The sequence below is a fragment of the Kitasatospora sp. NPDC058046 genome (assembly GCF_042885595.1).
In the GTDB taxonomy this organism is placed as follows: Bacteria; Actinomycetota; Actinomycetes; order Streptomycetales; family Streptomycetaceae; genus Kitasatospora.
This window is the reverse complement of the sequence record NZ_JBHVRS010000014.1, coordinates 35,965-61,687: the sequence shown is the minus strand read 5'-3', so window position 1 is coordinate 61,687 and position 25,723 is coordinate 35,965. Positions and strand designations below refer to the sequence as shown.

The following is a 25,723-nucleotide window of genomic DNA, read 5'->3' as shown; positions in this document are numbered from 1 at the left end:
GGGGGTGGCCGCGCTCGGGCCGTACGGCGTCGTCGTTGACGCGCACGGCCCTGCGACGCCGTCCCGCGGGGGTTGCCCGACGGAAGAGCGTGGGGGAAAGGTAGTGAAGGAAATGACGCGACGGAAGTGGTTGTCCAAAATTCGGGCGTGATCAACTCCAACAGCGCCTCGAATTCGGGACGAACCCCCGCGATTCGCCGGGTGCGTCGGGCTCCGGACGCGCCCCCGGTCCGGTGACCGGACGCGCCGCCCTTCGAAGCCCCTCCGCCGCCCGCCCCCGGCCGGCCGCCGCCCGGACTAGTTGGCCCACTCCCGGATCTTCACGATCCGCGCCTTGAGCTGGTTGGCGGTGGCCTGCGCGGTGAGCGGCCCGCCGCACTGGCGGCGCAGCTCGTTGTGGATGGTGCCGTGCGGCTGGTTGGTGCGGTGGTGCCAGGCGGCCACCAGCGCGTTCAGCTCCTTGCGCAGCTCCCGCAGCTCCTGGTGGGTGACCACCGGCCGCTGCTCGGCCGGCAGCTCCAGCAGGTCGGCCTCCTCGGCGGGCTTGGTCTTGCTGCGCTGGATCTGCCGGTGCTGGCGCTTCTGGAGCAGCATCTGCACCTGGTCCGGCTCCAGCAGGCCCGGGATGCCGAGGTAGTCCTCCTCCTCCTCGCTCCCCGGGTGGGCCTGCATGCCGAACTCCATGGCGTTGTACAGGACCCGGTCGAAGACCGCCTCGGAGCCCAGCGCCTCGTAGGAGAACTCGTCGCCGCCCGCGCCGTCCGGCCCGTCGTTGGCCCGCTCGGCCTCGGCGAGCAGCCGGTCCTCCTCGTCGAAGAGGCCGTCGCCCTCCTTCTTCGGCCGGTCCAGCACGTGGTCGCGCTGGAGCTCCATCTCGTTGGCGAAGCCCAGCAGCATCGGGATGGTCGGCAGGAACACCGAGGCCGTCTCGCCGCGCTTGCGGGCGCGCACGAAGCGGCCGACGGCCTGGGCGAAGAACAGCGGGGTGGAGATCGAGGTGGCGTAGACCCCGACGCACAGCCGCGGCACGTCGACGCCCTCGGACACCATGCGGACGGCAACCATCCAGCGCGAGGTCCCCTCCGCGTAGTCGGAGATCCGCTTGGAGGCCTCGGTCTCGTCGGAGAGGACCAGGGTGACCTTCTCGCCGCTGATCTCGCGCAGCATCTTGGCGTAGGCGCGGGCCACGTTCTGGTCGGTGGCGATGACCAGTCCGCCGGCGTCCGGGATCGCCTTGCGGACCTCGGTGAGGCGCCGGTCGGCGGCCTGGAGGACGGAGGGGATCCACTCGCCCTGCGGGGACAGCGCGGTGCGCCAGGCCTGGGCGATCAGGTCCTTGGTCATCGGCTCGCCGAGCCGGGCCTCCAGCTCGTCGCCGGACTTGGTGCGCCAGCGCATGTTGCCGCTGTAGCTGAGGAAGATCACCGGGCGGACGACGTGGTCGGCGAGCGCGTGCCCGTAGCCGTAGGTGTAGTCGGCGATGGACTTGCGGATGCCGTCGCTGCCCGCGTCGTAGGCCACGAACGGGATCGGGTTGGTGTCGGAGCGGAACGGCGTACCGGTCAGCGCCAGTCGGCGGGTGGCCGGTTCGAAGGCCTCGAAGCAGGCCTCGCCCCAGGACTTGGAGTCACCGGCGTGGTGGATCTCGTCCATGATCACGAGGGTCTTGCGGGCCTCGGTCCGGTTGCGGTGCAGCATCGGGTTGACCCCGACGCCCGCGTAGGTGACCACGATGCCGTGGTAGTCCCGGGAGAGCGGCCCGGAGGAGTACGCCGGGTCCAGCCGGATGCCTATCCGCGCGGCGGCCTCGGCCCACTGCTTCTTCAGGTGCTCGGTCGGTGCGACGACCGTCACCTGCTGCACCAGGTGGTTGTGCAGCAGGTACGAGGCCAGGGTGAGCGCGAAGGTGGTCTTGCCTGCGCCCGGGGTGGCGACCGCGAGGAAGTCGCGCGGCTGGGTCTCGATGTACTTGTCCAGCGCGCCCTGCTGCCAGGCCCGCAGCTTGCCGGCGGTGCCCCAGGGGGCGCGGCCGGGGAAGGCCGGGGAGAGGTGGTGCGAACCGGCGGGCGCGGCGTGGCCGACGGATCGGACGGGCGCCTGCGGCTCCGGTACGTCGGAGAACAGCGGCATCGAGGAGGCGGCGGCAGTACTCACGGTCTCCGAGGGGGATCATCGCAGGTCAGAGGCGGTTTTGCGGCCTCACCCCGCGGTCGGGCGGCAATCGGACAACCCGCCCAGCGTACCGGGTCCGGCGCCGTTCGGGCCTCCAGGCGGCGCTCCGCGCCGGGCCCGCGCGGCCGGAAATCGATGTGACCCGGATCACACCGATTGCCTCGTGGAACCCGGTAAGCACCACCGGTCCCGGGACTCTCACCAGGGTGAGGCCGCAGCAACCCTCACTGCTGTCACGCAGCCTCGCACCGAACCGAAGGGACCCCGCCCGTGCGCACCGTCGAAGAGACCGTCCAGGCCCGCCTGATCCTCTCCTCCCACCGCTCCGTCCGGCTGCGGGTGGGGCTCTCCTACCTGCCGGAGGACCCGCTGGCCGTCCGGATGGCCTTCCCCGCCGAGTTCTCGCTGGACGACCCGGCCGAGCGCCGGGGCTCCGAGGACATCGTCTGGGTCTTCGCGCGCCAGCTGCTCTCGGCCGGTCTGGAGCTGCCGTCCGGCGCCGGGGACGTCCACGTCCGGCCCGCGGTCGGCCGGCGCACCATGGTCGAGCTGCGGGCGCCCGAGGGCACCGCGCTGCTCCAGTTCGACGCCGCCGACCTGCGCCGCTTCCTGTGGCGCAGCCGGCTGGTCGTCCCCGAGGGCGAGGAGCACCTGCACCTGGACGCCGACCGCGCGCTCGCCCAGCTGCTCGGCTGACGGGGGCGCCGGCCCGCGGGAGCGCCCCCGTGCTTCCGGGCCGTGACGCGCCCGCCCGCGTGGTGAACCGTCCGTCCGCGTCCGTCGCGCGGCGACCCGGGTCCGGGGCCCGGGAAGCCCGTACGGTCGCGCCCCCAGGGGCGGGTCAGCCCGAGAGCTTGCGCATCAGCCGGACGCCCTGGGCCGCCGTCAGGTGCGGCAGGTACGCCTTGCCGATCGCCCTGGTGATGCCGGGCAGCGCGGCCGGGTCGGGGTACGCCATGTACATCGGCCGGTACTCCGGCTGGAACTTCGCCTTGAACGCCAGCAGCGAGCGGAAGCCGTACACCGGCTCCAGCACCTTGCCCATCCAGTCCAGCATCCGCTGCAGGCCGGTGGGCTCCTCGTCCTGCCCGGTCCGGGCCAGCGGCGCGCCCGACAGCGACAGGAAGCGCGCGCCCTCCTCCTTGAAGCCGAGCGCCGCCGAGGCGATCAGGAACTCGCTGACGCCGCGGAAGCCGTCCGAGCGCCGGCGCATGAAGTCCAGCGTCCAGCCGACCGGCACGCCGTTCTCGTACACCGGCATCCAGCTGGTCAGCCCGTGCACCACCCGCTGCTCGTCCACCGCGATCAGCACCCGCACGTCCGGGTCGTCCAGCTCCTCCAGCCCGCCGAGCGTGAAGCCCATCTCCGGCAGGCCCTTCTCGGAGACCCACTCCTCGGAGATCGCCCGGATCTGCTCCCGCAGCGCGAGCGGCGCCTCGTGGTACGCCCACCACTCCGCGGAGATGCCCTGCTTGCCGGCCTTGTTGAGGGCGGTGCGGATGTCCTGCCACTTGCGGCCGGTGAAGGCCAGCTCGGGCAGCGGCACCACGGTGTCCTCGGCGACCTGCACCGAGCGCCAGCCGAGCTGCGCGGTGGCGGCCCTGGTCTCGCCGCAGACGCTGTAGAAGCACGGCGTCCAGCCGCGCGCGTCGCAGTACCGGGCGAAGCCGGCCACCGCCCGGGCCCGGTCCTCCGGCGCGCCGAACGGGTCGCCGGTGGTCAGCGCGACGGTGCCCACCACCCGGTAGGCGACGGCCGCCCGGCCGCCCTCGTCGAACCAGTAGTGGTTGCCGTCCCAGGTGGCGATGAACGAGAGCGTCCCGCCGCCGTGCTCGGCCAGCAGCGCCCGCGCGCGGGCGGCCGCCGCCGCGTCGGTGTGCAGCACCGGCCGGCGGAAGACCGACAGCAGCACGGCCAGCGCGACCGCCCAGAACGCCAGCCCGCAGTACGTCTCCAGGAAGCGCGCCACCGGCCCGACCGCGATCGGGTAGTCCGGCAGCAGGTCGTTGTACGCGGGCGGCAGGAACTGGGCCGGCAGCCCGGCCACCAGCCGGCGGGCGGACGCCCCCGGCTCGAACTCCCCGGCCACCAGCCGCCCGACCCCCACGTAGGTGGCCGCGGAGGCGAGCGCCGCGCCGCCGAGCACCAGGGCCAGCCGGCGCACCGAGCGGCCGGACAGCCGCAGCAGGAACCGCTTGCGGGTGGCCACCAGCAGCGCGGTGGTCAGCAGCGGCAGCAGCAGCGCCTCGACGAAGTACTGCACCACGTCCCGGCTGACCGGCCCGGCGTCCAGGTAGAGCCAGCACAGCAGCGCCGCCCAGAGCAGCTCGGTGGCCACGGTGACCAGCCAGGCGAACCGCAGCCCCCGGCGCAGCCCCTCGGCGAGCACCAGCAGCAGCGCCGGGATCAGCGCGGCCATCATCCGGCCCGGGGTGTCGAAGATCCGGACGACGGCGTGCGCCCGGGCGCAGTCGTGCGCCGACTGCGCGCAGAAGTCGGCCACCTCGTCCGGGCTGAGCCGGTGCGAGAAGTACAGCTCGGAGAAGGTGTTGAACGGCCCGCTGGCGTTGTCGTACAGCGAGGCGAGCAGCGGCCCGAAGGCGGCCGCGACCAGGCAGAGCGCCACCAGCACCCGGGTCTCCGAGTGCGAGGAGCGGTGCGTGCGCAGGTGCGGGCGGCCCCGGCTGACCAGCGCGCCCAGGCCGAGCCCGGCCAGCGCGGCGGCGCACCGCTGGACGCTCTGCAGGTGGCCCACGTACAGCGTCATCACCAGCGGGACGAGCAGCACCAGCAGGTGCAGCCGGCGGCGCCAGAGCACGGTGAGCCGGTACCCGAGGACCCCGGCCAGCGCGAACACGCCGACGCCGGGGCCGACCGAGATCTGGTCGGCCACCGAGGCGGTCCACTGCTCCCCCGCCGAGGAGCCGAACGCGACCAGCCCGGTGCCCAGCAGGGTGCCGACGACCTGCCCGCCGACCAGCACCGCGAGGGTGCGCAGCCGCCCGAGCCGGTGCTCGGCGGCCGGGCCGACCAGGAGCAGCAGCAGGCTGGTGAACACGTACGAGCCGCGGCCCGAGCACCAGAACATCGAGGTGACCGGCGTCCACCAGTGGCCCTCGGCCAGCGTGGACAGGCCGATGCCGGCCCGCTCCAGCAGCCGGTCCGACGGGCCGTGGCCCAGGCTGCGGGTGGCCGCGCCGAGCAGCCAGAGCCCGGCCAGCAGGGCCAGCGTCAGCGGCGCCGAGCGCAGCCTGGCCCCGAGCACCCCGGCCGCCCGCCGGACCTTCTGCGGGCGCGGCTCCGGCGTCCGGGTGACCGGCGCCCGGTCGGCCCGGTCGGTGCCGCGCTCGGCCGAGCGCTCCGCGTCCGGCCCCGGCCCGCGCTGCTCGCCGACGGTGGCCAGCGCCGTCCCCGCCCCGGTCACCGGGTCAGCCCGGTCTGCTGGGCGAGCCACGGGAGCTGCTGGGCGATGCCGGGCCGGAAGACGACCCAGCCGTGGCCGCCCGGCATCAGTTCGAACTTGGACTTCATTCCGGCCGCCTGCGCGGCCTGGTAGACCTTCTCCATCTGCGGTCTGAACTCCTCGTCGGTCTCGCCGACGACCAACGCGACGTTGGTGTCCGGGAACTTCTTGCGGGCCATCACCTGGAGCGGATCGACCGCGTCGAACTTCTTCTCGTCACCACCGAAGGCGGCCTTGACGGTCTGTTCCCGACTGCCCAGGGTCGGTTCCTCCTGCCCGGACATGTCGAGGACGGTGCCGTACACGTCGGAGGCGTTGACGCCGAGCTGGAGGGCGCAGGTTCCACCCATCGAGGCGCCCCCGATCGCCCAGGACTTCCGGCCGGCCGCCGTCTGGAGGTGCTGGTGCACCCACTCGGGGACGTCCACCGCCAGGTAGGTCTGGGTCTTGGCGATCTTGGAGTCGAGGCAGAGCGTGTTGGCCCAGGTGGAGCCGAGCTGGTCGGGCATCACCACGATCGGCGCGAGGCCGCCGTGGTCCGCGGCGTAGGCGTCCAGCGCCTCGTTGATCTGCGCGGAGAGCACCCAGTCCCCCGGGACGCCGGGCTGACCGGTGATCATCACGATCACCGGGAGCAGCGGCCGCGGGGTGGCCTGGTAGGCGGGCGGGAGGTAGACGTACGCGTCGCGGGCCTTGAAGCCCGACTTGGTGCCGGGGATCGGCACCACCGACACGGTGCCCTTCTCGGGCAGGTCCGCCGGGGGCTGCCAGACCTCCTCCAGCGTCTTGCCCGGCGGGGCGGCCACGGTCTGGCCCGCCTTGTCGGCGACCAGCCCGTCGGTCTTGGTCAGCCACGGCGCGAGCATCACGCGCCCGCTCGGGAACTGGCCGAAGCCGATGTTCACCTCGGAGGAGGCCATCAGCACCACCAGGCCGCACAGGCCCAGCGCGAGCCCCCGCCGCCGCCAGGTGAGCCGGCGCATCCGGTAGCCGGCCAGGCAGAGCCCGGTCAGGGCGATGGCTATCCACCAGGTGACGTACTTGGGCGTGCCCTCCGGGAAGGGGTGCCACCAGCCGTCGACCACGACGTCCAGCAGCCAGCTGAGCGCCGCGGCGGTGATCAGGGCGGCGGGCAGGCGGACCCGCCACCAGCTCCGGCCGCGGCCGACGGCGAGCGCGATCAGCGCCGCCCAGCCGGCCGCCAGCACGGCGTGCGGGATCAGGCCCTCGGTGAGCGGCCAGTCGATCGGGTTCCAGCGGGAGGCAAGGGTCAGCGTGCTCATGCGGCTTTGCCCGGCGGGGTGGTGTCGGCCAGGAAGCCGTAGGCGACGACGTTGCCGTCGTAGCCGTGCTCCTCGCTGTACGAGCCGCCGCAGGTGATCACCCGCAGCTGCGCGTCAGTGGCCTGACGGTAGACCCGATCGTCCGGGAAGTCCTTTCGGTCGTGCACTTCGATGGCGTAGAGCTGGTAGACGGCGGTGGCGCCGTCCGCCCGGGCGATCTCGATCCGGTCCCCCCGACGGAGCGCGCCCAGATGATAGAAGACCGCGGGGCCGGTCTTGTTGTCGACGTGTCCCGCCAGGATCGCGGTACCGCGCTGGCCGGGGCTGGCCCCGCCCCGGTACCAGCCCGCCAGGTTGCGGTCCGCCTCGGGCGGGGTCTGCAGGTGGCCGTCCGCGTCCAGTCCGAGCGCGGTGACCGGGGCGTCCAGGCGCACCGCCGGGATGCGGATCCGGGTCGGCGCGGACGGGCCCAGCGGAGGGACGACCGAGACCGGCGTGATCCCGGCCTGGGCCTGGCCGGCCCCCGGTGCGGGCGGCAGCGACGGGCCTCCGTCGTGCACGAGCCAGGCACCGAGCACCAGCGCGGCACCCGCCGCCAGGGTGCCCGGCCAGGGCCCCCTGCTCTGCTGGACGCCCACGGGCGCTCCCCTCTGCCGACGGAACCCCGCTTCCTGGGAGTTTCCTGGGAAACAATTCAACCGGAACGGACTGTAAGGCACGTCCATACGACGGTCGTACCGGCACCCGCCGATCGGCAGGGCTGACGCCCTCTTTCGTGCGCCCCGTGGGCACCCGGTCGCGGAGCGCGACGGCCGCCCCCCGCATACGATCGCCGCAGGAACACTCCCGACACGAGCTACCGACGGTTCTACGGACCCGATCGGTTGCGGCGTTCGGGCGATCGCTCCGGACGACGCGCTGCGCCTCTCCGACCGGCCCCGCCCCCGTGCCATGCTGACCCGGCCACGGGTTGTATCACCCACTTGTCCGACCGGACTCCGCACTCCCGCACGCCGCCCCACCGCCCCACGAACGGAGTGACCATGGAAGCCCTCTCACGCCGCACCCTGCTGGCGGCGGGCGCCGCCACCGCCGCCACCCTGGCGGCCGGCTGCGGCAGCGACCACGCCACCGGCGGAGTGCGGGTGCCCGGAGCCGTCGTCCCGGCCACCGGCGCGGCCGACGAGCGGGGCGACACCCCCGCCCCGGCCCCGGCCCCCAAGCCGCAGGCCGTCCTGATCGGCGACGGCTCCACGTCGGACACCGGCGCCCAGCCGCACCAGCCGGTCCCCGACCGGCTGCAGCCCGGCCAGCGCCCGCCGCAGTTCGTGGTCTTCTCCTGGGACGGCGCCGGCGAGCTCGACAACGGCCTGTTCGCCCGCTTCCGCCGGCTGGCGCAGGAGCACGACGCGAAGATGACCTTCTTCCTCAGCGGCCTCTACCTGCTGCCGGAGTCCAAGAAGGACCTCTACCGCCCGCCGCAGCACAGGGCCGGCGCCTCCGACATCGGCTACCTGAGCGACCAGCACATCCGCGACACCCTGGAGAACGTGCACGCGGCCTGGCTGGAGGGCCACGAGATCGGGACCCACTTCAACGGCCACTTCTGCGGCTCCACCGGCGTCGGCAAGTGGTCCCCCGAGGAGTGGGACAGCGAGATCCAGCAGGCGATGGACTTCGTGACGAACTGGCGCACCAACACCGGCTTCACCGACCTGCCGGCGCTGCCCTTCGACTACCGCAAGGAGCTGATCGGCAGCCGCACCCCCTGTCTGGAGGGCCAGCGCAACCTGCTGCCCACCGCGGTCAAGCGCGGCTGGCGCTACGACAGCAGCGGCAACGGCACCCAGGTGTGGCCGCAGAAGATCCAGGGCGGCGCCCTGTGGGACCTCCCGCTGCAGTCCATCCCGTTCCCCGGGCACACCTTCCAGGTGCTCTCGATGGACTACAACATCATGTACAACCAGTGCGGCCCCAACACCAAGGCCGACCCGGCGCTCCACCCCGGCTTCCAGACCCAGGCCCGCGACGCCTACCTGATGGGCTTCGACCGCACCTACAACGGCAACCGGGCGCCGTACGTCATCGGCAACCACTTCGAGGAGTGGAACGGCGGCATCTACATGAACGCCGTCGAGGACGTCCTCCGGACCATCGCGGGCAAGCCGGAGGTCCGGCTGGTCTCCTTCCGGCAGCTGGTCGACTGGCTGGACGCCCAGGACCCGGCGGTGCTGCGCAAGCTCCAGACCCTCGCCCCGGGCCAGGCGCCGGCCGGCGGCTGGGAGGCCTTCCTCGGCGCCCCGGTGGGGGCCGGAGCCCCCGCCGGGTCCTGACCGTCAGGCCTTCGCCCGCACCCGGCCGGCCAGCAGCGCGCCGAGCAGCGCCACCCCGGCCATCGACAGCAGGATCACCGCGAAGGCGCCGGGCGAGCCGGCCGCCCCGCCGCCCTCGTGGGCGGCGGCGAGCGAGCCGCCGCCCAGCGCCGCGAACAGCACCCCGGCCATCCCGGTCAGCAGCACGTTGCCCAGCGCGTCGCTCATCTGCAGGGCGGCCGAGTTGGCCCCGGCGTCCTCCGGCGTGGAGAGCTTCATCATCAGCACGCTGACGCTCGCGATCGCCATCCCCATCCCGATGCCGCCGACGCCCCAGGCCACGGACGCGACCCAGGCCGGCACCGCCGGGAACAGCACCAGCGCGGCGCCCCCGATCGCCACCGCGGTCAGCAGCAGGCCGCCCCGGATCATCGCCTCGCGGTAGCGCTCCGCCCCGGGCCGGCCCTGGAGCCAGGAGCCGACCGCCCAGGTGAGGCCGCCGCTGGTCAGGGTCAGGCCGGCCAGCGTCGGCGAGAGGTCCCGCTGGGTGGTCATCATCAGCGGGACGAAGGCCTCGGCGCCGAGGAACGCCCCGGCCGCCATCCCGCGCAGCAGGATCACCGCCGGCAGCCCCCGCCCGGCCCGCAGGGTCCCGGTCGGCAGCAGCCCCAGGACGGCCGGCACCAGCAGCGCCGCCCCGGCGATCCCCGGGAGCAGCCCGATCAGGTCGCGCCGCTGGCCCGCGTACTGCAGCAGGCCGGCGCCGACCGCCGCCATCGCGGCCAGCAGGGTGCGACGGCGGTCGAAGGCCGCGCCCCGGACCACCGGGCGCTCCCGCTCCGAACGGGCCAGCGCCGGGCCCATCACGGCCAGCGGCAGCAGGATCAGCGCCGGCACGGCCAGGAACACCCAGCGCCAGCCCAGGTGCTGGGTGACGGCCCCGGAGACCAGCGGGCCGATGATCGAGGGCAGCACCCAGGCGGAGGAGAAGGCCGCGAACACCGCGGGCCGCAGCCGCTCCGGGTAGGCCCGGCCGACGACCACGTACAGCGCGACGATCACCAGCCCGCCGCCCAGGCCCTGGATCGCCCGGCCGGCCACGAACACCCACATCCCGGGCGCCGTCCCGGCCACCACCAGCCCCACGCCGAACACCGCGATGCCGCTGAACAGCGGCCTCAGCGGGCCGCTCCGGTCGCACCACTGGCCGGAGACGACCAGGGCGAACAGGGTGGTGGTGAAGTAGCCGGAGAAGGCGAAGGCGTACAGCCCGAGCCCGTTCAGCTGGCGGGCCGCGGTCGGCATCGCGGTGTTGACGGCCGTCGCCTCGAAGGCGATCACCAGGACCACCGAGACGATCCCCAGGGTCAGCGCGCGGTAGCGGCCGCCGAGCACCCCGCCACCGGGGTCGTCGTCGAGGGGTATCGGAACAGGGTCGACCGAGGTGGGGGAAGCAGTGGTCATACGTAACATCGTAAGAGCCGTCCGCCCCGATGACCCCTGACCCCGGTCGGTGATCGACTCCGCCCCGGGACCTACGCCGCGGGCCCGCCGGGGCTCAGTGCAGCACCTTGAGGCCCACCACGCCGGAGACGATCAGCAGCAGGCAGCCGATCCGGGCCATGGTCACCGCGTCCCCCAGGACGGCCATGCCGTAGACCGCGGTGCCGACCGCGCCGATGCCGACCCAGACCGCGTAGCCGGTACCGATCGGAATGGTGCGCATCGCGTACGCCAGCCCGCCCATGCTGAACAGCAGGGCGACGCCGAAGACGAGGCTGGGAACGAGGCGGGTGAAGCCCTTGGACGATTCCAGGGCGACCGCCCAGACGGTTTCGAGGAAACCCGAGAGGATCAGAACGAGCCAGGCCATGACGGTGGTGCCTCCGCAGTCCACAGCGGCCGGATTGCCGCTGAACTGCGCCGTCTTGTCGTCACCGGGTACGACGCGCTCGTCCGGGGTGGCGGAAATGCCGCCACCGGTCTCCGACGGTAGCACACACTGCCATACAGAATTTACAAAGGAGCGTTGACCGCTCTCCCCGGATCGGCCACTATGAATTCACTGGCCGTGTGCCCGAGTGGCTTAGGGAACCGTCTGCAAAGCGGTACACGCGGGTTCGATCCCCGCCATGGCCTCGTGGAGAAAGGAATTGCCGGTCGACCCGGAAAAGTCGGCCGGCAATTCCTTTCCGCTGTTTGCACCGCTTTTTGTCGCCTTTCCGAACCGTCCGGTCAGGCGGTGACGGCGTCCTCCGCCCGGATCGGCAGCCGGCCGACCGGCAGGCCGGTGGCGGCGCGCACGGCCGCGGCGACGGCCGCCGGGGCGACCACCGCGGGGACGGCGCCGACCGCCTTGGCGCCGAACGGGGCCACCACGTCGCGCTCCTCCAGCAGCGCGGCGATCCGCACCTCCGGGGTGTCCAGCGCGGTGGGCAGCCGGTAGCCGGTGAGCGAGGGGTTCTGCAGCACCCCGCCCTCCGTCCGCAGGTCCTCCAGCAGCGCCAGGCCGACGCCCTGGGCCACCCCCGCCTCGATCCGGTCCTCGATCTGGCGCGGGTTCAGCGCCCGGCCGACGTCCTGGGCGACGGTCATCTCGACCACCCGGACGGCGCCCAGCTCGATGTCCACGTCCACCACCGCGCGCATCGCGCAGAACGAGATGGAGACGAAGGCGTCGCCCTGCCCGGACTCGTCCAGCGGCTCGGTGGGGTGCGGGCGGCACTGCGCGGTCGCCCACAGCTCCTTGCCCTCCAGCGCCTCGGCGACCGGCATGCCGAGCACCCCGTCGTACGAGGTGATCTTGCCGTCGGCGATCTGGAGCAGCTCCGCCGACATCCCGAAGTTCGCCGCGATCGGCTGCAGCAGCTGGTGGCGGACCATCAGCGCGGCCCGCTCGACGGCGCCGCCGGAGACCCAGGTGTGCCGGCCGCGGGCGGACGGCCCGGCGATCGACTGGTCGCTGTCGGCCGGCGCGATGTAGACCTCGCTGACGCCCAGCACGGTCTGCACGATCTGCCGGGCCAGCGTGGCGAAGCCCTGCCCGGCGTCGACCGCCGCGCAGATCACCGTCGCGTGGTCGCCGCTGACCCGCACCGTCGCGGTCGAGACCTCGTCCTCGCCCTCGGCGCCCAGCATGTGCACCATGCCGACGGCGTAGCCGATGCCGCGCCGCACCGCCGCCGGGTCGCCCGCGCCGCCGGGCCCGCCGGGCAGCAGCCACTCGGCGTCCGGGTCGTCCACCGGCAGGGCCGGCAGCGGCTCGGCCGCGACCGCGTCCAGCAGGGCGCGCACCGGCGCCGGGCAGGTGACGGCCTGTCCGGTGGGCAGCGGGTCGCCGGTGGACATCGCGTTGCGGCGGCGGATCTCCACCGGGTCCACGCCGATCCGGGCGGCCAGCTGGTCCAGCTGGGACTCGTAAGCGAAGCAGGCCTGCAGGGCGCCCTCGCCGCGCATCCGGCCGGCCGGCGGGTTGTTGGTGCGCACCGCCCAGGCGTCCACGAAGACGTTCGGGCAGACGTACGGACCGGCCGAGAAGGCCGTCGCGGCGGCCAGCGCCTCGGCGGAGACGTCCGCGTAGGCGCCGCCGTCCAGCAGGATCTGCGCCTCGACCTTCACCAGCGTGCCCTCGGCGTCGGCGTGGTGGCGGTAGCGCAGCAGCGCGGGGTGGCGCGAGGTGTGGGTGTGGAAGGACTCCTCGCGGGTGAGCGTCATCTTCACCGGGCGGCCGGTGCGCAGCGCCAGCAGGGCCAGGGTGACCTGGAACGAGAGGTCCTCGCGGTCGGTGGTGGCGCCGGGCACGCCGGTGGCCACCAGCCGGACCCGGTCCGGCTCCAGGCCGAGGCAGGCGGCGGTGCGGTCGCGGTCGCCGTGCGGGTCGGTGGAGGACAGGTGCAGTTCGACGCCACCGTCCGGGCGCGGCACGGCCAGCCCGGCCTCGGCGCCGAGCGGGGCCGGGTCCTGCCGGCCGACCTGGTAGAGGCCCTCGACGATGATCTCGCCGACCGCGTCCGGGTCCCCGGTGCGCAGCGGCAGGTGGCGGAACAGGTTGCCGTCGGGGTGCAGCGGCGGCGCGGTGAAGGACTGCTCCGGGTCGGTGACGGCCTCCAGCGGCTCGTAGTCGACCGCGATCAGGCCGACCGCCAGCCGGGCGGTGTCCGGGTGGTCGGCGGCCACCGCGGCGATCGGCTCGCCGTGGTGGCGCACCACGCCGGCGGCCAGCACCGGCCGGTCGGAGACGATCGGCCCGGCCGGGGCGCCGTCGGGGGTGCCGTCCGGGCCGGGCGGCAGGTCGGCGGCGGTGACCACGGCGTGCACCCCGGGCAGCGCCAGCGCGGCCGAGGTGTCGATGCCGCGGATCCGGGCGTGCGGGTGCGGCGAGCGCAGCACGGCGCCCCACAGCAGGCCCTCGGCCCACAGGTCGGCCGCGTACGGGTAGATGCCGAGCGCCTTCGGCAGCGCGTCGCCGCGCAGCGGGGAGCTGCCCAGGCCGATCGGCTCCGGTGCGCCGCCCTCGCCGCCGTCCTGCTGGAGTGCTGCGCCGATGTCGGTAGGCGACGTCATGATGCGTGGTCGTCCTCGGGGAGCCGGATGCCGTGGGCGGGGGTGGCCCCGTACGGGACACCGGCCGGGGCGCCGCCCTCGGCCGGGGCACCGTGCGGGTGCGGAGCGGGGTACGGGGTGCCGTGCGGCGGCGTGCCGTCGTAGACGGTGCCGGGCAGCGGGGTGCCGTGCGCGGGGGTGCCGTGCGGCGGCGTGCCGTCGTAGCCGGTGCCGGGCAGCGGGGTGCCGTGCGCGGGGGTGGGCTCGTAGACCGGGGCGTCGTACCCGGTGTCGTAGCCGTTCTGCTGCTGGTGGCCGTCCGGGTAGGGCAGGTAGGTGCCGTGCGCGGGGGTGGCCTGGTAGGGCTGCTCGGGGTAGCCCTGCGGCGGGTAGTACACCTGCTCGTCGGCGGCCTGGGCGGGGATGGCGTCCCGGATCGGGGCCAGCACGGTGGTGTCGTACACGCCGGTGTCGTAGCCGCCCTGGGGGTCGCCGTACGGCACTCCGGCCGGAGCCGGCCCGACGCCCAGCTGCCCGACGGCGTGCTGCGGGACGGCGTGCTGCTCGACGGGCTGCTGCGGGACGGGCTGCTGCGGGACGGGCTGCTGCTCGACGGCCTGCTGCGGGACGTGCTCGATCCAGTCCCCGGCGTCGGCGTAGACCGGCGGCTCGACGGCCTGCCCGGGCTCGACCGGCGCCTCCGCCGGCCGTGCGGCGGGCGGCTCGGCGACGGGCTCGGCGACCGGCTCGGCCGGTGCCTCGGCGACGGGCCCGGCGGCGGCCTGCGCGGCGGCGGCCTCGGCGGCCTCCTCCGCCTGCTCGGCCTCCAGCGCGCGGGCGTCCGCGACGGTCTGGACGGCGGCCAGCACGCCCCGGTAGCCGGTGCAGCGGCAGAGGTTGCCGCACAGGGCCTGACGGGCCTCCACCTCGGTGGGCCGGTGGTTGCGTTGGAGCAGGTCGTGCACCGCCATCGCCATGCCGGGGGTGCAGTAGCCGCACTGGACGGCGCCGGAGGCGGCCAGCGCCTGCTGGACGGCGCTCGCGCCGCCGGCGGCCGACAGGCCCTCGACGGTGTTGATCTCGCTGTCGGCGGCCAGCGCGGCGGGCACCAGGCAGCCGGCCACCAGCTGGCCGTCCACCTGCACCGAGCAGGCCCCGCACTCGCCCTGCTCGCAGCCGTCCTTGGCGCCGGCCAGGCCGAGCCGCTCGCGCAGCACGTAGAGCAGGCTCTCGCCGATCCAGGCGTCGGTGACGGGCCGTTCGAAACCGTTGACCCGCAGCGTGTACGAGGCGCACGGGCGCAGCTCGCGGCTGACCTGCGGGGAGAGGCCGAGCGGGTCGGCGTCGAGGGTCTCGATGGGGTCTGTGGTCACTTCAGCACCCTTCCCAGCGCCCGTCGGGCCAGCACCGATACGGTACGCCGCAGCCGAACGGCGGCCGCTGTCGGCCCCTCGGTCACGGCCTCCCAGGCGCCCTCGGCGCCGTAGTCGTCGGGGACGCAGGCGGCGGCCACGTACTCGCCGAAGGCGGCGGTCGCGGCCGGGTCGATCTCCCGGCTGCCGTCCCAGTCGATGCAGCCGGCGACCCAGGCCTCGGCCTCCAGCGGGCGCAGCGGCACCGGCGCGACGGCCCCGACGGCGCAGCGCACCGAGCGCCTGGCCGGGTCGAGGACGAGGGCGACGGAGGCGGTGGCGCGGGCCGGGCCGCTGCGGCCGGTGGCCTTGAGGAAGACCTGCGGGGCGTGCAGCAGCGGGACGCGCACCCAGGTGAGCAGTTCGCCGGGGCGCACCGGGTCGAGTCCGGTGAGCAGGTGACTGACCGGCACCTCGCGGGTGCCCCCGGCCCGGGTCAGGGTGACGCCGGCCTCCAGCGCGGTGAGCACCGGGAGGGTGTCGCCGGCCGGGGCGGCGGTGACGATGTTCCCGCCGAGGGTGCCGACGTTGCGGACCTGCGGCGGGCCGGCGGTGCGGGCGGCGTCGGCGAGCGCGGGGATGAGCGCGGCGAAGTCGGGGCGGTCCATCCGGGCGTGGGTGAGTCCGGCGCCGAGGACGGCGGTGCCGCCGTCCTCGTAGCGCCAGCCCCGCAGTTCGGTGATCCGGCCGAGGCCGACCAGGGCGGCGGGGCGCAAGCGGCCGGCGTTGACGGCCTCCATCAGGTCGGTGGCTCCGGCCACCGGTACCGCGGCCGGAGCGGCGGCCAGCGCGTCGACGGCCTCGTCGAGGGAGGCCGGCAGCATGATCGTCCGGTTCACCTGGGTCCCACCGTGCTCCACTTGCTCATCGATCGCCTGCCGCCCGCCGGCCTGCGGCCGTGCCGTCCTGCGTCAGCAGCCCGGCCTGGCCCGTAGGGTACGGGCGATCGGGCCGGGTTGGGCAACTCTGGCACACAATGCTCGATGATCATTTCGGGGCCGGTGAACGGGGCTGCCCGATTGGGACCGATACCGGGCGGTATCTGCCCCGACCCGCTCCGGGCCAGGGCAGATGTTCATCAGTTCTTGACGTCCGATGACCGCTCAGAAGTTCCCGGTCAGCACGACCGGGGCGTGTCACGGGGGTCCCGGCGGCCCCGGAAAGGGCCCCCGGGACACGCCCTAACGGACCGGCGGCGGGCCCTCGATCGGCCGGCCGGCCGGGGCGGGCCAGCGCTGCCACGGGTGCGGCCCGTCGGCCGGGCGGTACTCGACGCCGAGCGCGTCCAGCGCCTTCAGGTGGGTCGTCAGCCGCCGCTCGAAACCGGCGAAGTCCCGCTCGGCCGGCTCGGCGGGCAGCGCGGACCAGGCGACCTCGGCGAAGGCGACCAGCCGGGGGAAGGCCCGGTAGTCGATGTCCCGGGCGCTGTCCATGAACTCGCTCCACAGGTTGGCCTGGGTACCGATCACGTGCCGGGCGGCGGCCTCGTCCAGCTGCTTCGGGACGGGCTCGAACCGGTAGACGTCCTCCAGCGTGCGCACGAAGCCGACCGGGATCGGCTCGTCCGGCCCGTCCGCCTGCCGGTGGTCGAAGTAGACGTGCTGCTCGGGGCACATCACCACGTCGTGCCCGGCCTTCGCGGCGGCGATCCCGCCGCCGAAGCCGCGCCAGGAGGAGACCGCGGCGCCGGGCGCGAGCCCGCCCTCCAGGATCTCGTCCCAGCCGATCAGCCGGCGGCCGCGCTCGGCCAGCCAGCGGTCGAAGTGCCGGATCAGGTGGCTCTGCAGTTCGTCCTCGTTGGCCAGGCCCAGCTCGCGGATCCTCGCCTGCGCGGCGGCGCTGTCCTTCCACTGCTCCTTGGGGCACTCGTCGCCGCCGAGGTGGACGAACTCGGACGGGAAGAGCTCCAGGACCTCCTCCAGCACGCCCTCGAAGAAGCGCAGGGTCTCCTCGGAGGCGTTGAGCACGTTGTGGCTCACCCCCCAGTCGGTCCACACCCCGAGCGCGGCGGTGTCCACCACGTCGGTGTTGCCCAGTTCGGGGTAGGCGGCGACGGCGGCCTGGGTGTGGCCGGGCAGGTCGATCTCCGGGACGACGGTGATCCCGCGGGCGGCCGCGTAGGCGACGATCTCGCGCAGGTCGTCCTGGGTGTAGAAGCCGCCGTGCGGGCGGTCGTCGCGGCGCTGTCCGGCCCGGTACCCGACCATCGAGCGGTCCCGCCAGGAACCGCGCGCGGTCAGCCTCGGGTAGCGCTTGATCTCGACCCGCCACCCCTGGTCGTCGGTCAGGTGCAGGTGCAGCACGTTGAGCTTGTGCGCGGCCAGCAGGTCGACGAAGCGCAGCACGTCCGCCTTGGGCAGGAAGTGCCGGGCGACGTCGAGCAGCGCGCCGCGCCAGCCGAACCGGGGGGCGTCCTCGATGTCGGCGCCGGGCAGCACCCAGCCCTCGTGGCGCAGCGGCGAGCGGCGGTAGGCGTCCGGCCCGAGCAGCTGCCGCAGGGTCTGCGCGCCCCACAGCGCGCCGGCCGGGCCGCCCGCGGCGAGCAGGGCGTGGCCGGGGCGCACCGTGATCCGGTACGCCTCGGCGGCGAGCGTCCCGTCCTGGACCAGCTCGATGCCCGCACCCGGCCGGCCCGGGCCGAGCGGCAGCCCGGTGGCGGCGGACAGCGTGGCCCGCAGCCAGCGCTCGGCGTCGGCCAGCGCGGGGGGTGCGGTCAGCGTGGTGGCGGCGTCGAGCGGATAGTCCTCGTCCGGGCGGCGGGCGGCACTCGAAGGTGCGGGAATGAGGTCCATTCCGACATCCTGCCCACGCCCCGACGATTGGCATAGACCACCAGGGGAACCCTGGTGCTATGCAAAACGGCGTTGTGCGGGGCGCCGCGGACTACTTCTTGTCGCCGTCGCCGCCCTGCGGCTTGCCGATGCCGTCGTAGATCTCCTTGCACATCGGGCAGACCGGGTACTTCTTCGGGTCGCGGCCGGGCACCCACACCTTGCCGCAGAGCGCCACCACGGGGGACCCCGAGAGCGCGCTCTCCATGATCTTGTCCTTCTGGACGTAGTGCGCGAAGCGCTCGTGGTCGCCGTCCCCGTGGGACACCTGCGGGACGGGCTCGACCAGGGTGCCGGTGCCGAGGCCGCGCTCGGGCTCAAGAGTGCTCATGGGTGCCAAGTCTATGGGCGCCTCCGGAAACCCGGCCAGTGTCGCGGCTCCGGGCCGGTCGGCTCAGTTCATCGTCGGGTCGTCCGGGTAGGTCGCCAGCAGGGCGAGCGGGCCGCGCTGGCGGCGCAGCACCGAGCGCCACAGCCGCTCCGGCTCGGGGCTGGAGACGTCCCCCGGCTCGCAGTCCACCAGGTACCAGGCGCCGCTCTCCAGCTCCGCCTCCAGCTGCCCGGGCGACCACCCGGCGTACCCGGCGAAGATCCGCAGGCTGCCCAGTTCGCCGGCCAGCACCTCGGGCGGCGCCTCCAGGTCCACCAGGCCGATCGCGCCGTGCACCCGGCGCCAGCCGAGCGGCTCGCCGGTGCCCGGCTCCCCCGGCGCCACCGCGAGGCCGAGCGCCGAGTCCAGCGCCACCGGGCCGCCCTGGAAGACCACGGCCGGCTGTCCGACGAGTCTGTTCCAGCCGTCCAGCACACTGCCCACCTCGACCGGCGTCGGCCGGTTCAGGACCACGCCGAGCGCCCCCTCGACGTCGTGGTCGAGGAGCAGCACCACCGCCCGCGCGAAGTTCGGGTCGGTGAGCAGGGGCGTCGCGACGAGCAGACGGCCGGTGTGGGACCGGCCTCCGTGCGAATGGGCCGCCGTCATGCCCACATGATCCCGCAGAACCGCACCGCTCGGACACCGCAACGCCCGGAAACGGCCACGCCCACGAACACCCGTACGGCCGTACCGGGGGGCGGGCCCGGGCCCGGAGAGAGCACCATCACGGGAGAGGCTCACGGGAACCAACGGCACGCCTACTACCATCTACGTCTGGTGGACGCCTTTATACGGTGCCGACTCGGTTTCGCCGGGGGCCCGAACGCGCCCGTACGACCGGTCCACCACCGGCTCTCTCCCGGAGCCCTCCCCCCGACTCCTCTGGCACCCCGGATTGCGAGAACGATGACCGACGACGTCCTGCTGGTCCACGGCGGAAACCCGCTCGAAGGCGAGATCCGCGTCCGCGGAGCGAAGAACCTGGTGCCCAAGGCCATGGTCGCCGCCCTCCTCGGGCAGGGCCCCAGCAGACTGCGCAACGTCCCGGACATCCGCGACGTCAAGGTGGTCCGCGGCCTGCTGCAGCTGCACGGCGTGACCGTGCGCACCGGTGACGAGGACGGCGAGCTGATCCTCGACCCCTCGCACGTCGAGAGCGCCAATGTCGCGGACATCGACGCGCACGCCGGCTCCTCGCGGATCCCGATCCTGTTCTGCGGCCCGCTGCTGCACCGCCTCGGCCACGCCTTCATCCCCGGCCTGGGCGGCTGCGACATCGGCGGCCGCCCGGTCGACTTCCACTTCGAGGTGCTGCGCCAGTTCGGCGCCAGCATCGAGAAGCACCCGCAGGGCACCTACCTGGTGGCCCCGCAGCGGCTGCGCGGCACCAAGATCGAGCTGCCCTACCCCTCGGTCGGCGCGACCGAGCAGGTGCTGCTCACGGCGGTGCTCGCCGAGGGCGTCACCGAGCTGCGCAACGCGGCCATCGAGCCGGAGATCGTCGACCTGATCTGCGTGCTGCAGAAGATGGGCGCGATCATCACCCTGGGCACCGACCGGACGATCCTGATCACCGGTGTGGACGAGCTGAACGGCTACAACCACCGCGCGCTGCCGGACCGCCTGGAGGCCGCCTCCTGGGCCTGCGCGGCGCTGGCGACCAAGGGCGACATCTACGTCCGCGGCGCCCGCCAGCTGGAGATGATGACCTTCCTGAACACCTTCCGGAAGGTCGGCGGCGCCTTCGAGGTGGACGACGAGGGCATCCGCTTCTGGCACCCCGGCGGCGAGCTCAAGGCGATCGCCCTGGAGACCGACGTGCACCCGGGCTTCCAGACCGACTGGCAGCAGCCGCTGGTGGTCGCGCTGACCCAGGCCACCGGCCTGTCCATCGTCCACGAGACGGTGTACGAGTCGCGGCTCGGCTTCACCGGCGCGCTGAACCAGATGGGCGCGCACATCCAGCTCTACCGCGAGTGCCTGGGCGGCACCCCGTGCCGCTTCGGGGCCCGCAACTTCCTGCACTCCGCGGTCGTCTCCGGCCCGTCCAAGCTGATCGGCTCCGAGCTGGTCATCCCGGACCTGCGCGGCGGCTTCTCGTACCTGATCGCGGCGCTGGCGGCCGAGGGCACCTCGACCGTGCACGGCATCGACCTGATCAACCGCGGCTACGAGAACTTCATGGACAAGCTGCGCGACCTGGGCGCCCACGTCGAGCTGCCCAGCGAGCAGCTGGTCGACGCCTGACGGTCCGAGCACACAACGGCGAGAGGCCGGGCTCCCCAGTGGGGAGCCCGGCCTCTCGGGCGTTCAAGGGGTGGCTCAGGCAGCGCCCTTGGCGGCTTCCTTCAGCTTGGAGCCGGCGCTCACCTTGGCGCTGTAACCCGCGGCGATCTGGATCGGCTCGCCGGTCTGCGGGTTGCGGGCGGTGCGGGCAGCGCGGTGGGTGCGCTCGAAGGTCAGGAAACCGGGAATGGTGACCTTCTCGTCGCCCTTGGCGACGACCTCGCCGACGATCTCGGCGAAGGCGGCCAGAACGGCGTCGGCGTCCTTGCGGGTCACCTCGGCGCGCTCGGACAGCGCGGCCACCAGCTCACTGCGGTTCATGTGTACTCCTGTGGTCTGTTCGCTTGCGGTGCGCGGGGGCCCATCGGTGCTCCCACCGGGGGGCACCCGGATAGGCCGCAGGTCCGCACACTGTGCTCATGCAGGCAATGCGTGGTCGCAGGCCGGGTCCGTACCCGATGCCGCGCGCCGGAGCCGTCGAAGGCCCGCCCGCCCGCCTGGGTACGAATCCTGCCCCGACCGGCCCCGAGAAAGCCAATCGGGCCCCGGCCGAGCCACCCGAACATCGCCCGCCCGTCGGAGGTGTGACGCTCCGTCGGCTCCGGCGGACCGGACCCGGGCGGCGGTCGGGACGACACGCCGGAAGACCAGGGGGACGTTCCGTACTTGTCGGACACGCCTGCCCCGTGCAGGGCTACGGTACGCCCTACGACTGACAAGCCCAAACACGCCCCTCGCCCTTGTGTCGCAAGGGTTCGGGGCGAGCTGGGCGGGTATGACCGCTATTCGCACATTTGAGCGATCTGCGACACGTCGCCCGAGCCGTCCGTCAGAGCTTGACGGTGGGGAACGCGGCGGTGTCGAGGGTGCCCACGATGCCGGGGGTCGGACGGGCCGGCGCGCGGTCCTCCTGGGCCCCCGCCAGGGCCGCCTCGCGCACCGCGGAGGCGACGGTCTTGGCCACGTCCTTGTGGAACACGCTCGGGATGATGTAGTTCGCGTTCAGCTCGTCGTCGGCCACGGTGGTGGCCAGCGCACGGGCGGCGGCGATCATCATCTCGGTGTTGACGGTGCGGCTCTGGGCGTCCAGCAGGCCGCGGAAGACACCCGGGAAGACCAACACGTTGTTGATCTGGTTCGGGAAGTCGCTGCGGCCGGTGGCGACCACGGCGGCGGTCTGCCGGGCGATGGCCGGGTCGACCTCCGGGTCCGGGTTGGCCAGCGCGAAGACGATCGAGTCCTCGGCCATGGTGGCCAGGTCGTCGCCGTCCAGGACGTTCGGGGCCGAGACGCCGATGAAGACGTCGGCGCCCGCCACGGCCTCCTTGAGGCTGCCGGTGCGGCCCGAGCGGTTGGTGTGCTCGGCGATCCAGCGCAGGTTCTCGTTGAGGTCCCCGCGGCCCAGGTGGACCACGCCGTGCACGTCCGCCACGGTGGCGTGCTCGACGCCGGCCGCCATCAGCAGCTTGAGGATCGCGGTGCCGGCGGCGCCGGCGCCCGACATCACCACGCGGATGTCGCCGATCCGCTTGCCGACCACCTTCAGCGCGTTGGTGAGGGCGGCCAGCACCACGATCGCGGTGCCGTGCTGGTCGTCGTGGAAGACCGGGATGTCCAGGGCCTCGCGCAGCCGGGCCTCGATCTCGAAGCAGCGCGGCGCGGAGATGTCCTCCAGGTTGATCCCGGCGAAGCCCGGGGCGATCGCCTTGACGATGGCGACGATCTCGTCGGTGTCCTGGGTGTCCAGGCAGATCGGCCAGGCGTCGATCCCGGCGAAGCGCTTGAACAGGGCCGCCTTGCCCTCCATGACGGGCAGCGCGGCCTCCGGGCCGATGTTGCCCAGGCCCAGCACCGCGGAGCCGTCGGTGACCACGGCGACGCTGTTGCGCTTGATGGTCAGGCGGCGGGCGTCCTCGGGGTTCTCCGCGATCGCCATGCAGACCCGGGCGACACCCGGGGTGTAGATCATGCTGAGGTCGTCACGGTTGCGGATCGGCAGCTTGGAGGACATCTCGATCTTGCCGCCGAGGTGCATCAGGAAGGTGCGGTCCGAGACCTTGCCGATCGACACGCCGTCGATCGTGCGCAGCTTCTCGACGATCTCCTCGCCGTGCGCGACCGAGGCCGCCGCCACCGTGACGTCGATCCGCAGCGCCTCCAGCCCGGAGGCGGTGACGTCGAGACCGGTCACCGATCCGCCGGAGGACTCCACGGCCGTGGTGATCGCGCTGACGGCGTTGCCCCGGGCCGGGACCTCCAGCCGTACCGTGATCGAGTTGGAGACACTGGGCACCGTCGCCATCGACGCTTCCTTCTTCCGTCTGTCCCGCAGGCTCAACATTTTGTTGAAGGCATCGCCTGCGCATGCTAGACGTCGATCGTCGCACCTTCCAAGGGGTAGCCAGAAATAACGTTCATTGAGTGTGCGGACCCGACAATCCCACCCGATGGCCGTCCGGCTCCCGCCGCTCGCTCCTTGCCTCTCCCGGCCGATGCGTTACATTGGACGGGACACCGGCTCGATCCAAGCCCCCGGGCCCAACCTTCGTCCCTTCGAGGGACCACTTGCCGCGAGGCGAGCATGGCGGGTCGGTGTCGTAAACGTCTGAAGGCCCCTCACCACCCGGTGAGGGGCCTTCTTCCGTCGGACCCGGTACGGTCCGTCAGCCGTGCAGCAGCGCGGGCACGCCGGCCGCGTCCGGCAGGTCGTCCGGACCGGAGAGCACGGTCAGCCGCTGGGTCGCGCGGGTCAGCGCCACGTACAGCACCCGCAGGCCGGCCTCCGACTCGCCGGCGATGCCGGTCGGGTCGGCCACCACGGTCGCGTCGTACTCCAGGCCCTTGGCCTCCAGGCTGCCCAGCACCACCACGCGCCCGCCCAGGCCCTCGGCCCAGCCGGCCGCCTCGCCCCGGCGGTCCATCGGCACCACGAGCGCCACGGTGCCGTCCACCTCGGCCAGCAGCCGCTCCAGCTCGGCCCGGGCGGCCTTGCCGAAGGCCTCCGGCGCGGGGTCGGTGGTGGCCGCGAAGCGCGGCTCCACGCCGACGTGGCGCACCGCGCTCGGCGACGGGGTGCCCGGCGCGGCCAGCGCCAGCACCTTGGCCGCCACCTCGGCGATCTCGGCCGGGTTGCGGTAGTTCACGGTCAGCGTGAAGCGGCGGCGCGGCTTGCCGGAGAGCACCTCGTCCAGCGCGGCCTGGGCCTCCTGCGGGAACGGCCAGGAGGACTGCGCCGGGTCGCCCACGATCGTCCAGGTGGCCATCCGGGCCCGGCGGCCGATCATCCGCCACTGCATCGGGGTGAGGTCCTGCGCCTCGTCCACGATGATGTGCGCGTACTCCGTGCGCTCGACCGGCTGGCGGTCGCGCTGGCGGGCGCTGCGGTCGGCGAAGGTGGTGACCTCGTCCAGGCCGCTCAGCAGGTCCACCGCGTCCACCTCGCGGACCTTCGGGCGGGCCGGCTCGCCGAGCAGCACCTGGAGCTCGTCGATCAGCGCGACGTCGTGCGCGGACAGCGCGCCCTCGCCCCGCCCGGACAGGTGGCGCCAGGAGGCCGCCAGCAGCCTGGCCTCGTCCGGGGTGACGGCCCGGCGGGCGATCCGGTTGGTGTGCCGGTGCTGGCGCAGCGTGGCGAGCACCCGGCGCGGGGTCAGCGCCGGCCACCAGGCGTCCAGGAAGTCCAGGAACGACGCCTCGTCCGAGACGTACTCGTCGAAGGACTCCTTCTCCTCCTGGCGCTGCTCGCGGGCGTAGTGGTCGGCGGGCTTCGGCAGGTCCCTGGTGGCCTGCTGCCACAGGGCGTCCAGCAGCAGCCGGCGGGCGCGCGGGCGCAGCAGGTTCAGCGGGGTGCCGCCGGAGCCCACCACGTTGCCGCGCACGGCCTTCAGCCGGGAGGCGTCCAGCTTCAGCACCTCGCCCCGGGCGACCACCTTGAGCTCCTGCGGCGCGCCCAGCTCCAGCGCCGCGCGGGCGGCCCGGCGCAGCAGCTGGACCATCCGGGCCGAGCCCTTGACCCGGGCCGCCTCGGGCGTGTCGTAGGTGTCCGCCTCGATGCCGTCCACCAGCGAGCCGACCGCCCGGATGGCGACCTGGCCCTCCTCGCCCAGCGCGGGCAGCACGCCCTCGGTGTACGAGACCAGCAGCGCGGTCGGCGAGACCACCAGGATGCCCCCGGCGTAGCGGCGGCGGTCCTGGTAGAGCAGGTAGGCGGCGCGGTGCAGGGCGACTGCGGTCTTGCCGGTGCCGGGGCCGCCGGTGACCAGGGTGGCGCCCGCGGCGGCGGCGCGGATCACCTCGTCCTGCTCCTTCTGGATGGAGGAGACGATGTCGCGCATCGAGTGGCTGCGGGCGCGGCCCAGCGAGGCCATCAGCGCGCCGTCGCCGACCACCGCCAGCTCCTCGCCGTCCAGGGTCGGGGTGAGGTCGGGGCGCAGCAGGTCGTCCTCGACGCCGATCACCTTGCGGCCCTTGGAGCGGATCACCCGGCGGCGGATCACCCGGCCCGGTTCGACCGGGGTGGCGCGGTAGAAGGGGGCGGCGGCGGGCGCGCGCCAGTCGATCACCAGTGGGCCGTACTCGGCGTCCAGCACGCCCAGTCGGCCGATGTGGAGGGTCTCGGCGACGGCCGGGTCGGCCGGGTCGAGCGGGGTGTTCGACGGGATGCCGTGCTCCTCCGGGGCGTCGGCCCGCTGGAGGTCGATCCGGCCGAACAGGAAGTCCTCGAACTCGTTGTTCAGACGCTGGAGGTGGGCGCCGGCCCGGTAGACCTGGGCGTCGCGTTCGGCGAGCGCGCCGGGGGTGCCGACCTGGACCCGCTTGGCGGCGTCCTCCAGGATGTACTCGGCCTCGGCGAGCTTCTCCTCCAACCGGTGGTAGACGGTGTCGAGGTGCTGCTGCTCACCGGCGATCTCGCGTGCGCGGACGGTCTCGTGGTCGGTGGCGGGGGTGGTGGGCGTGTTGCTCTGCATGGCCTCGGTGGTAGCGGCGGAATCCGGCTCCGGAAAACGAGCGGACGGATGATCCTACGCCGCGACCCCCCGGCCGCGCTGC

18 protein-coding genes, 1 tRNA gene and 1 riboswitch are annotated in these 25,723 nt (G+C 73.7%); of the genes, 4 read left to right on the top strand and 15 right to left on the bottom strand.

What is annotated here, in order from left to right; genetic code table 11:
* Positions 1-297 precede the first annotated feature (297 nt).
* Entirely contained in the window at positions 298-2,130 is a 1,833-nt protein-coding gene (locus tag ACFVU7_RS26130) for a DEAD/DEAH box helicase (protein ID WP_074005029.1), read from the bottom strand.
* 312 nt (positions 2,131-2,442) lie between these two features.
* Between ACFVU7_RS26130 and ACFVU7_RS26125 the strand changes: the two genes are divergently transcribed.
* Entirely contained in the window at positions 2,443-2,868 is a 426-nt protein-coding gene (locus ACFVU7_RS26125; RefSeq protein WP_049654781.1) for an SsgA family sporulation/cell division regulator, read from the top strand.
* A gap of 145 nt (positions 2,869-3,013) precedes the next feature.
* On the opposite strand, the gene ACFVU7_RS26120 is transcribed toward ACFVU7_RS26125, so the two are convergent.
* The 3 genes from ACFVU7_RS26120 to ACFVU7_RS26110 are packed head-to-tail and all read right to left on the bottom strand — an operon-like array spanning position 3,014 to position 7,556.
* Positions 3,014-5,626 carry a rhomboid family intramembrane serine protease gene (locus tag ACFVU7_RS26120; protein ID WP_147409113.1) on the bottom strand — a complete coding sequence of 871 codons (2,613 nt, stop codon included), beginning with the start codon at positions 5,624-5,626 and terminating at the stop codon, positions 3,014-3,016.
* Complete coding sequence (locus ACFVU7_RS26115; RefSeq protein ID WP_387827325.1) at positions 5,593-6,918, bottom strand: alpha/beta hydrolase; 1,326 nt, start codon at positions 6,916-6,918, stop codon at positions 5,593-5,595. Before ACFVU7_RS26115 ends, ACFVU7_RS26120 begins: the two co-directional genes overlap by 34 nt.
* On the bottom strand, positions 6,915-7,556 hold the full coding sequence (locus tag ACFVU7_RS26110; RefSeq protein ID WP_049656930.1) for a class F sortase: 642 nt from the start codon (positions 7,554-7,556) through the stop codon (positions 6,915-6,917). Before ACFVU7_RS26110 ends, ACFVU7_RS26115 begins: the two co-directional genes overlap by 4 nt.
* A 405-nt stretch (positions 7,557-7,961) precedes the next feature.
* Here ACFVU7_RS26110 and ACFVU7_RS26105 point away from each other — a divergent pair, with 405 nt between their 5' ends.
* Complete coding sequence (locus ACFVU7_RS26105) at positions 7,962-9,251, top strand: hypothetical protein (RefSeq protein ID WP_199823158.1); 1,290 nt, start codon at positions 7,962-7,964, stop codon at positions 9,249-9,251.
* 3 nt (positions 9,252-9,254) lie between these two features.
* Here ACFVU7_RS26105 and ACFVU7_RS26100 read toward each other — a convergent pair whose 3' ends face one another.
* Together ACFVU7_RS26100 and ACFVU7_RS26095 are read right to left on the bottom strand one after the other, a co-directional pair.
* A complete protein-coding gene (locus ACFVU7_RS26100) occupies positions 9,255-10,694 on the bottom strand; it encodes an MFS transporter (RefSeq protein WP_049656932.1) in 1,440 nt (479 codons plus the stop codon).
* A 94-nt stretch (positions 10,695-10,788) separates the two neighbouring features.
* Entirely contained in the window at positions 10,789-11,103 is a 315-nt protein-coding gene (locus ACFVU7_RS26095; protein ID WP_049656934.1) for a multidrug efflux SMR transporter, read from the bottom strand.
* Between the two features lie 44 nt (positions 11,104-11,147).
* Positions 11,148-11,213: riboswitch (guanidine-III (ykkC-III) riboswitch) on the bottom strand.
* Between the two features lie 84 nt (positions 11,214-11,297).
* On the opposite strand from ACFVU7_RS26095, the gene ACFVU7_RS26090 reads away from it, so the two are divergent.
* Positions 11,298-11,369, top strand: a tRNA-Cys gene (locus tag ACFVU7_RS26090).
* Positions 11,370-11,465: 96 nt separating this feature from the next.
* On the opposite strand, the gene ACFVU7_RS26085 is transcribed toward ACFVU7_RS26090, so the two are convergent.
* The 6 genes from ACFVU7_RS26085 to ACFVU7_RS26060 all read right to left on the bottom strand — a co-directional run bounded on the left by ACFVU7_RS26085 (position 11,466) and on the right by ACFVU7_RS26060 (position 18,994).
* The gene (locus ACFVU7_RS26085) at positions 11,466-13,793 is read right to left on the bottom strand and encodes a xanthine dehydrogenase family protein molybdopterin-binding subunit (RefSeq protein WP_079272634.1); all 2,328 of its coding nucleotides are present in this window, start codon (positions 13,791-13,793) and stop codon (positions 11,466-11,468) included.
* A complete protein-coding gene (locus tag ACFVU7_RS26080) occupies positions 13,790-15,145 on the bottom strand; it encodes a 2Fe-2S iron-sulfur cluster-binding protein (RefSeq protein ID WP_388047394.1) in 1,356 nt (451 codons plus the stop codon). The genes ACFVU7_RS26085 and ACFVU7_RS26080 overlap by 4 nt, the downstream gene beginning before the upstream one ends.
* Positions 15,142-16,008, bottom strand: coding sequence for a xanthine dehydrogenase family protein subunit M (locus tag ACFVU7_RS26075; protein ID WP_049659370.1), 867 nt, complete (start codon positions 16,006-16,008; stop codon positions 15,142-15,144). Before ACFVU7_RS26075 ends, ACFVU7_RS26080 begins: the two co-directional genes overlap by 4 nt.
* A gap of 357 nt (positions 16,009-16,365) precedes the next feature.
* Positions 16,366-17,976, bottom strand: a complete 1,611-nt coding sequence (locus tag ACFVU7_RS26070) for a beta-N-acetylhexosaminidase (protein WP_074005025.1) — start codon at positions 17,974-17,976, stop codon at positions 16,366-16,368.
* A 91-nt stretch (positions 17,977-18,067) separates the two neighbouring features.
* Positions 18,068-18,346, bottom strand: a complete 279-nt coding sequence (locus ACFVU7_RS26065; protein WP_049653451.1) for a DUF3039 domain-containing protein — start codon at positions 18,344-18,346, stop codon at positions 18,068-18,070.
* Between the two features lie 63 nt (positions 18,347-18,409).
* Positions 18,410-18,994: a YqgE/AlgH family protein gene (locus ACFVU7_RS26060; protein WP_049653449.1), complete on the bottom strand. Its 585-nt coding sequence runs from the start codon at positions 18,992-18,994 to the stop codon at positions 18,410-18,412.
* A 300-nt stretch (positions 18,995-19,294) separates the two neighbouring features.
* Here ACFVU7_RS26060 and murA point away from each other — a divergent pair, with 300 nt between their 5' ends.
* Positions 19,295-20,635: a UDP-N-acetylglucosamine 1-carboxyvinyltransferase gene (gene murA / locus ACFVU7_RS26055; protein WP_049653446.1), complete on the top strand. Its 1,341-nt coding sequence runs from the start codon at positions 19,295-19,297 to the stop codon at positions 20,633-20,635.
* 75 nt (positions 20,636-20,710) lie between these two features.
* Here the strand turns inward: murA and ACFVU7_RS26050 are convergent, their stop codons facing one another.
* The 3 genes from ACFVU7_RS26050 to ACFVU7_RS26040 all read right to left on the bottom strand — a co-directional run bounded on the left by ACFVU7_RS26050 (position 20,711) and on the right by ACFVU7_RS26040 (position 25,641).
* On the bottom strand, positions 20,711-20,995 hold the full coding sequence (locus ACFVU7_RS26050) for an HU family DNA-binding protein (RefSeq protein ID WP_030242980.1): 285 nt from the start codon (positions 20,993-20,995) through the stop codon (positions 20,711-20,713).
* Between the two features lie 508 nt (positions 20,996-21,503).
* Positions 21,504-22,976 carry an NAD-dependent malic enzyme gene (locus tag ACFVU7_RS26045; RefSeq protein ID WP_049653443.1) on the bottom strand — a complete coding sequence of 491 codons (1,473 nt, stop codon included), beginning with the start codon at positions 22,974-22,976 and terminating at the stop codon, positions 21,504-21,506.
* A 361-nt stretch (positions 22,977-23,337) separates the two neighbouring features.
* Positions 23,338-25,641 (bottom strand): UvrD-helicase domain-containing protein, encoded by a 2,304-nt coding sequence (locus ACFVU7_RS26040; RefSeq protein ID WP_049653441.1) that lies wholly within the window; start codon positions 25,639-25,641, stop codon positions 23,338-23,340.
* Positions 25,642-25,723: the final 82 nt, after the last annotated feature.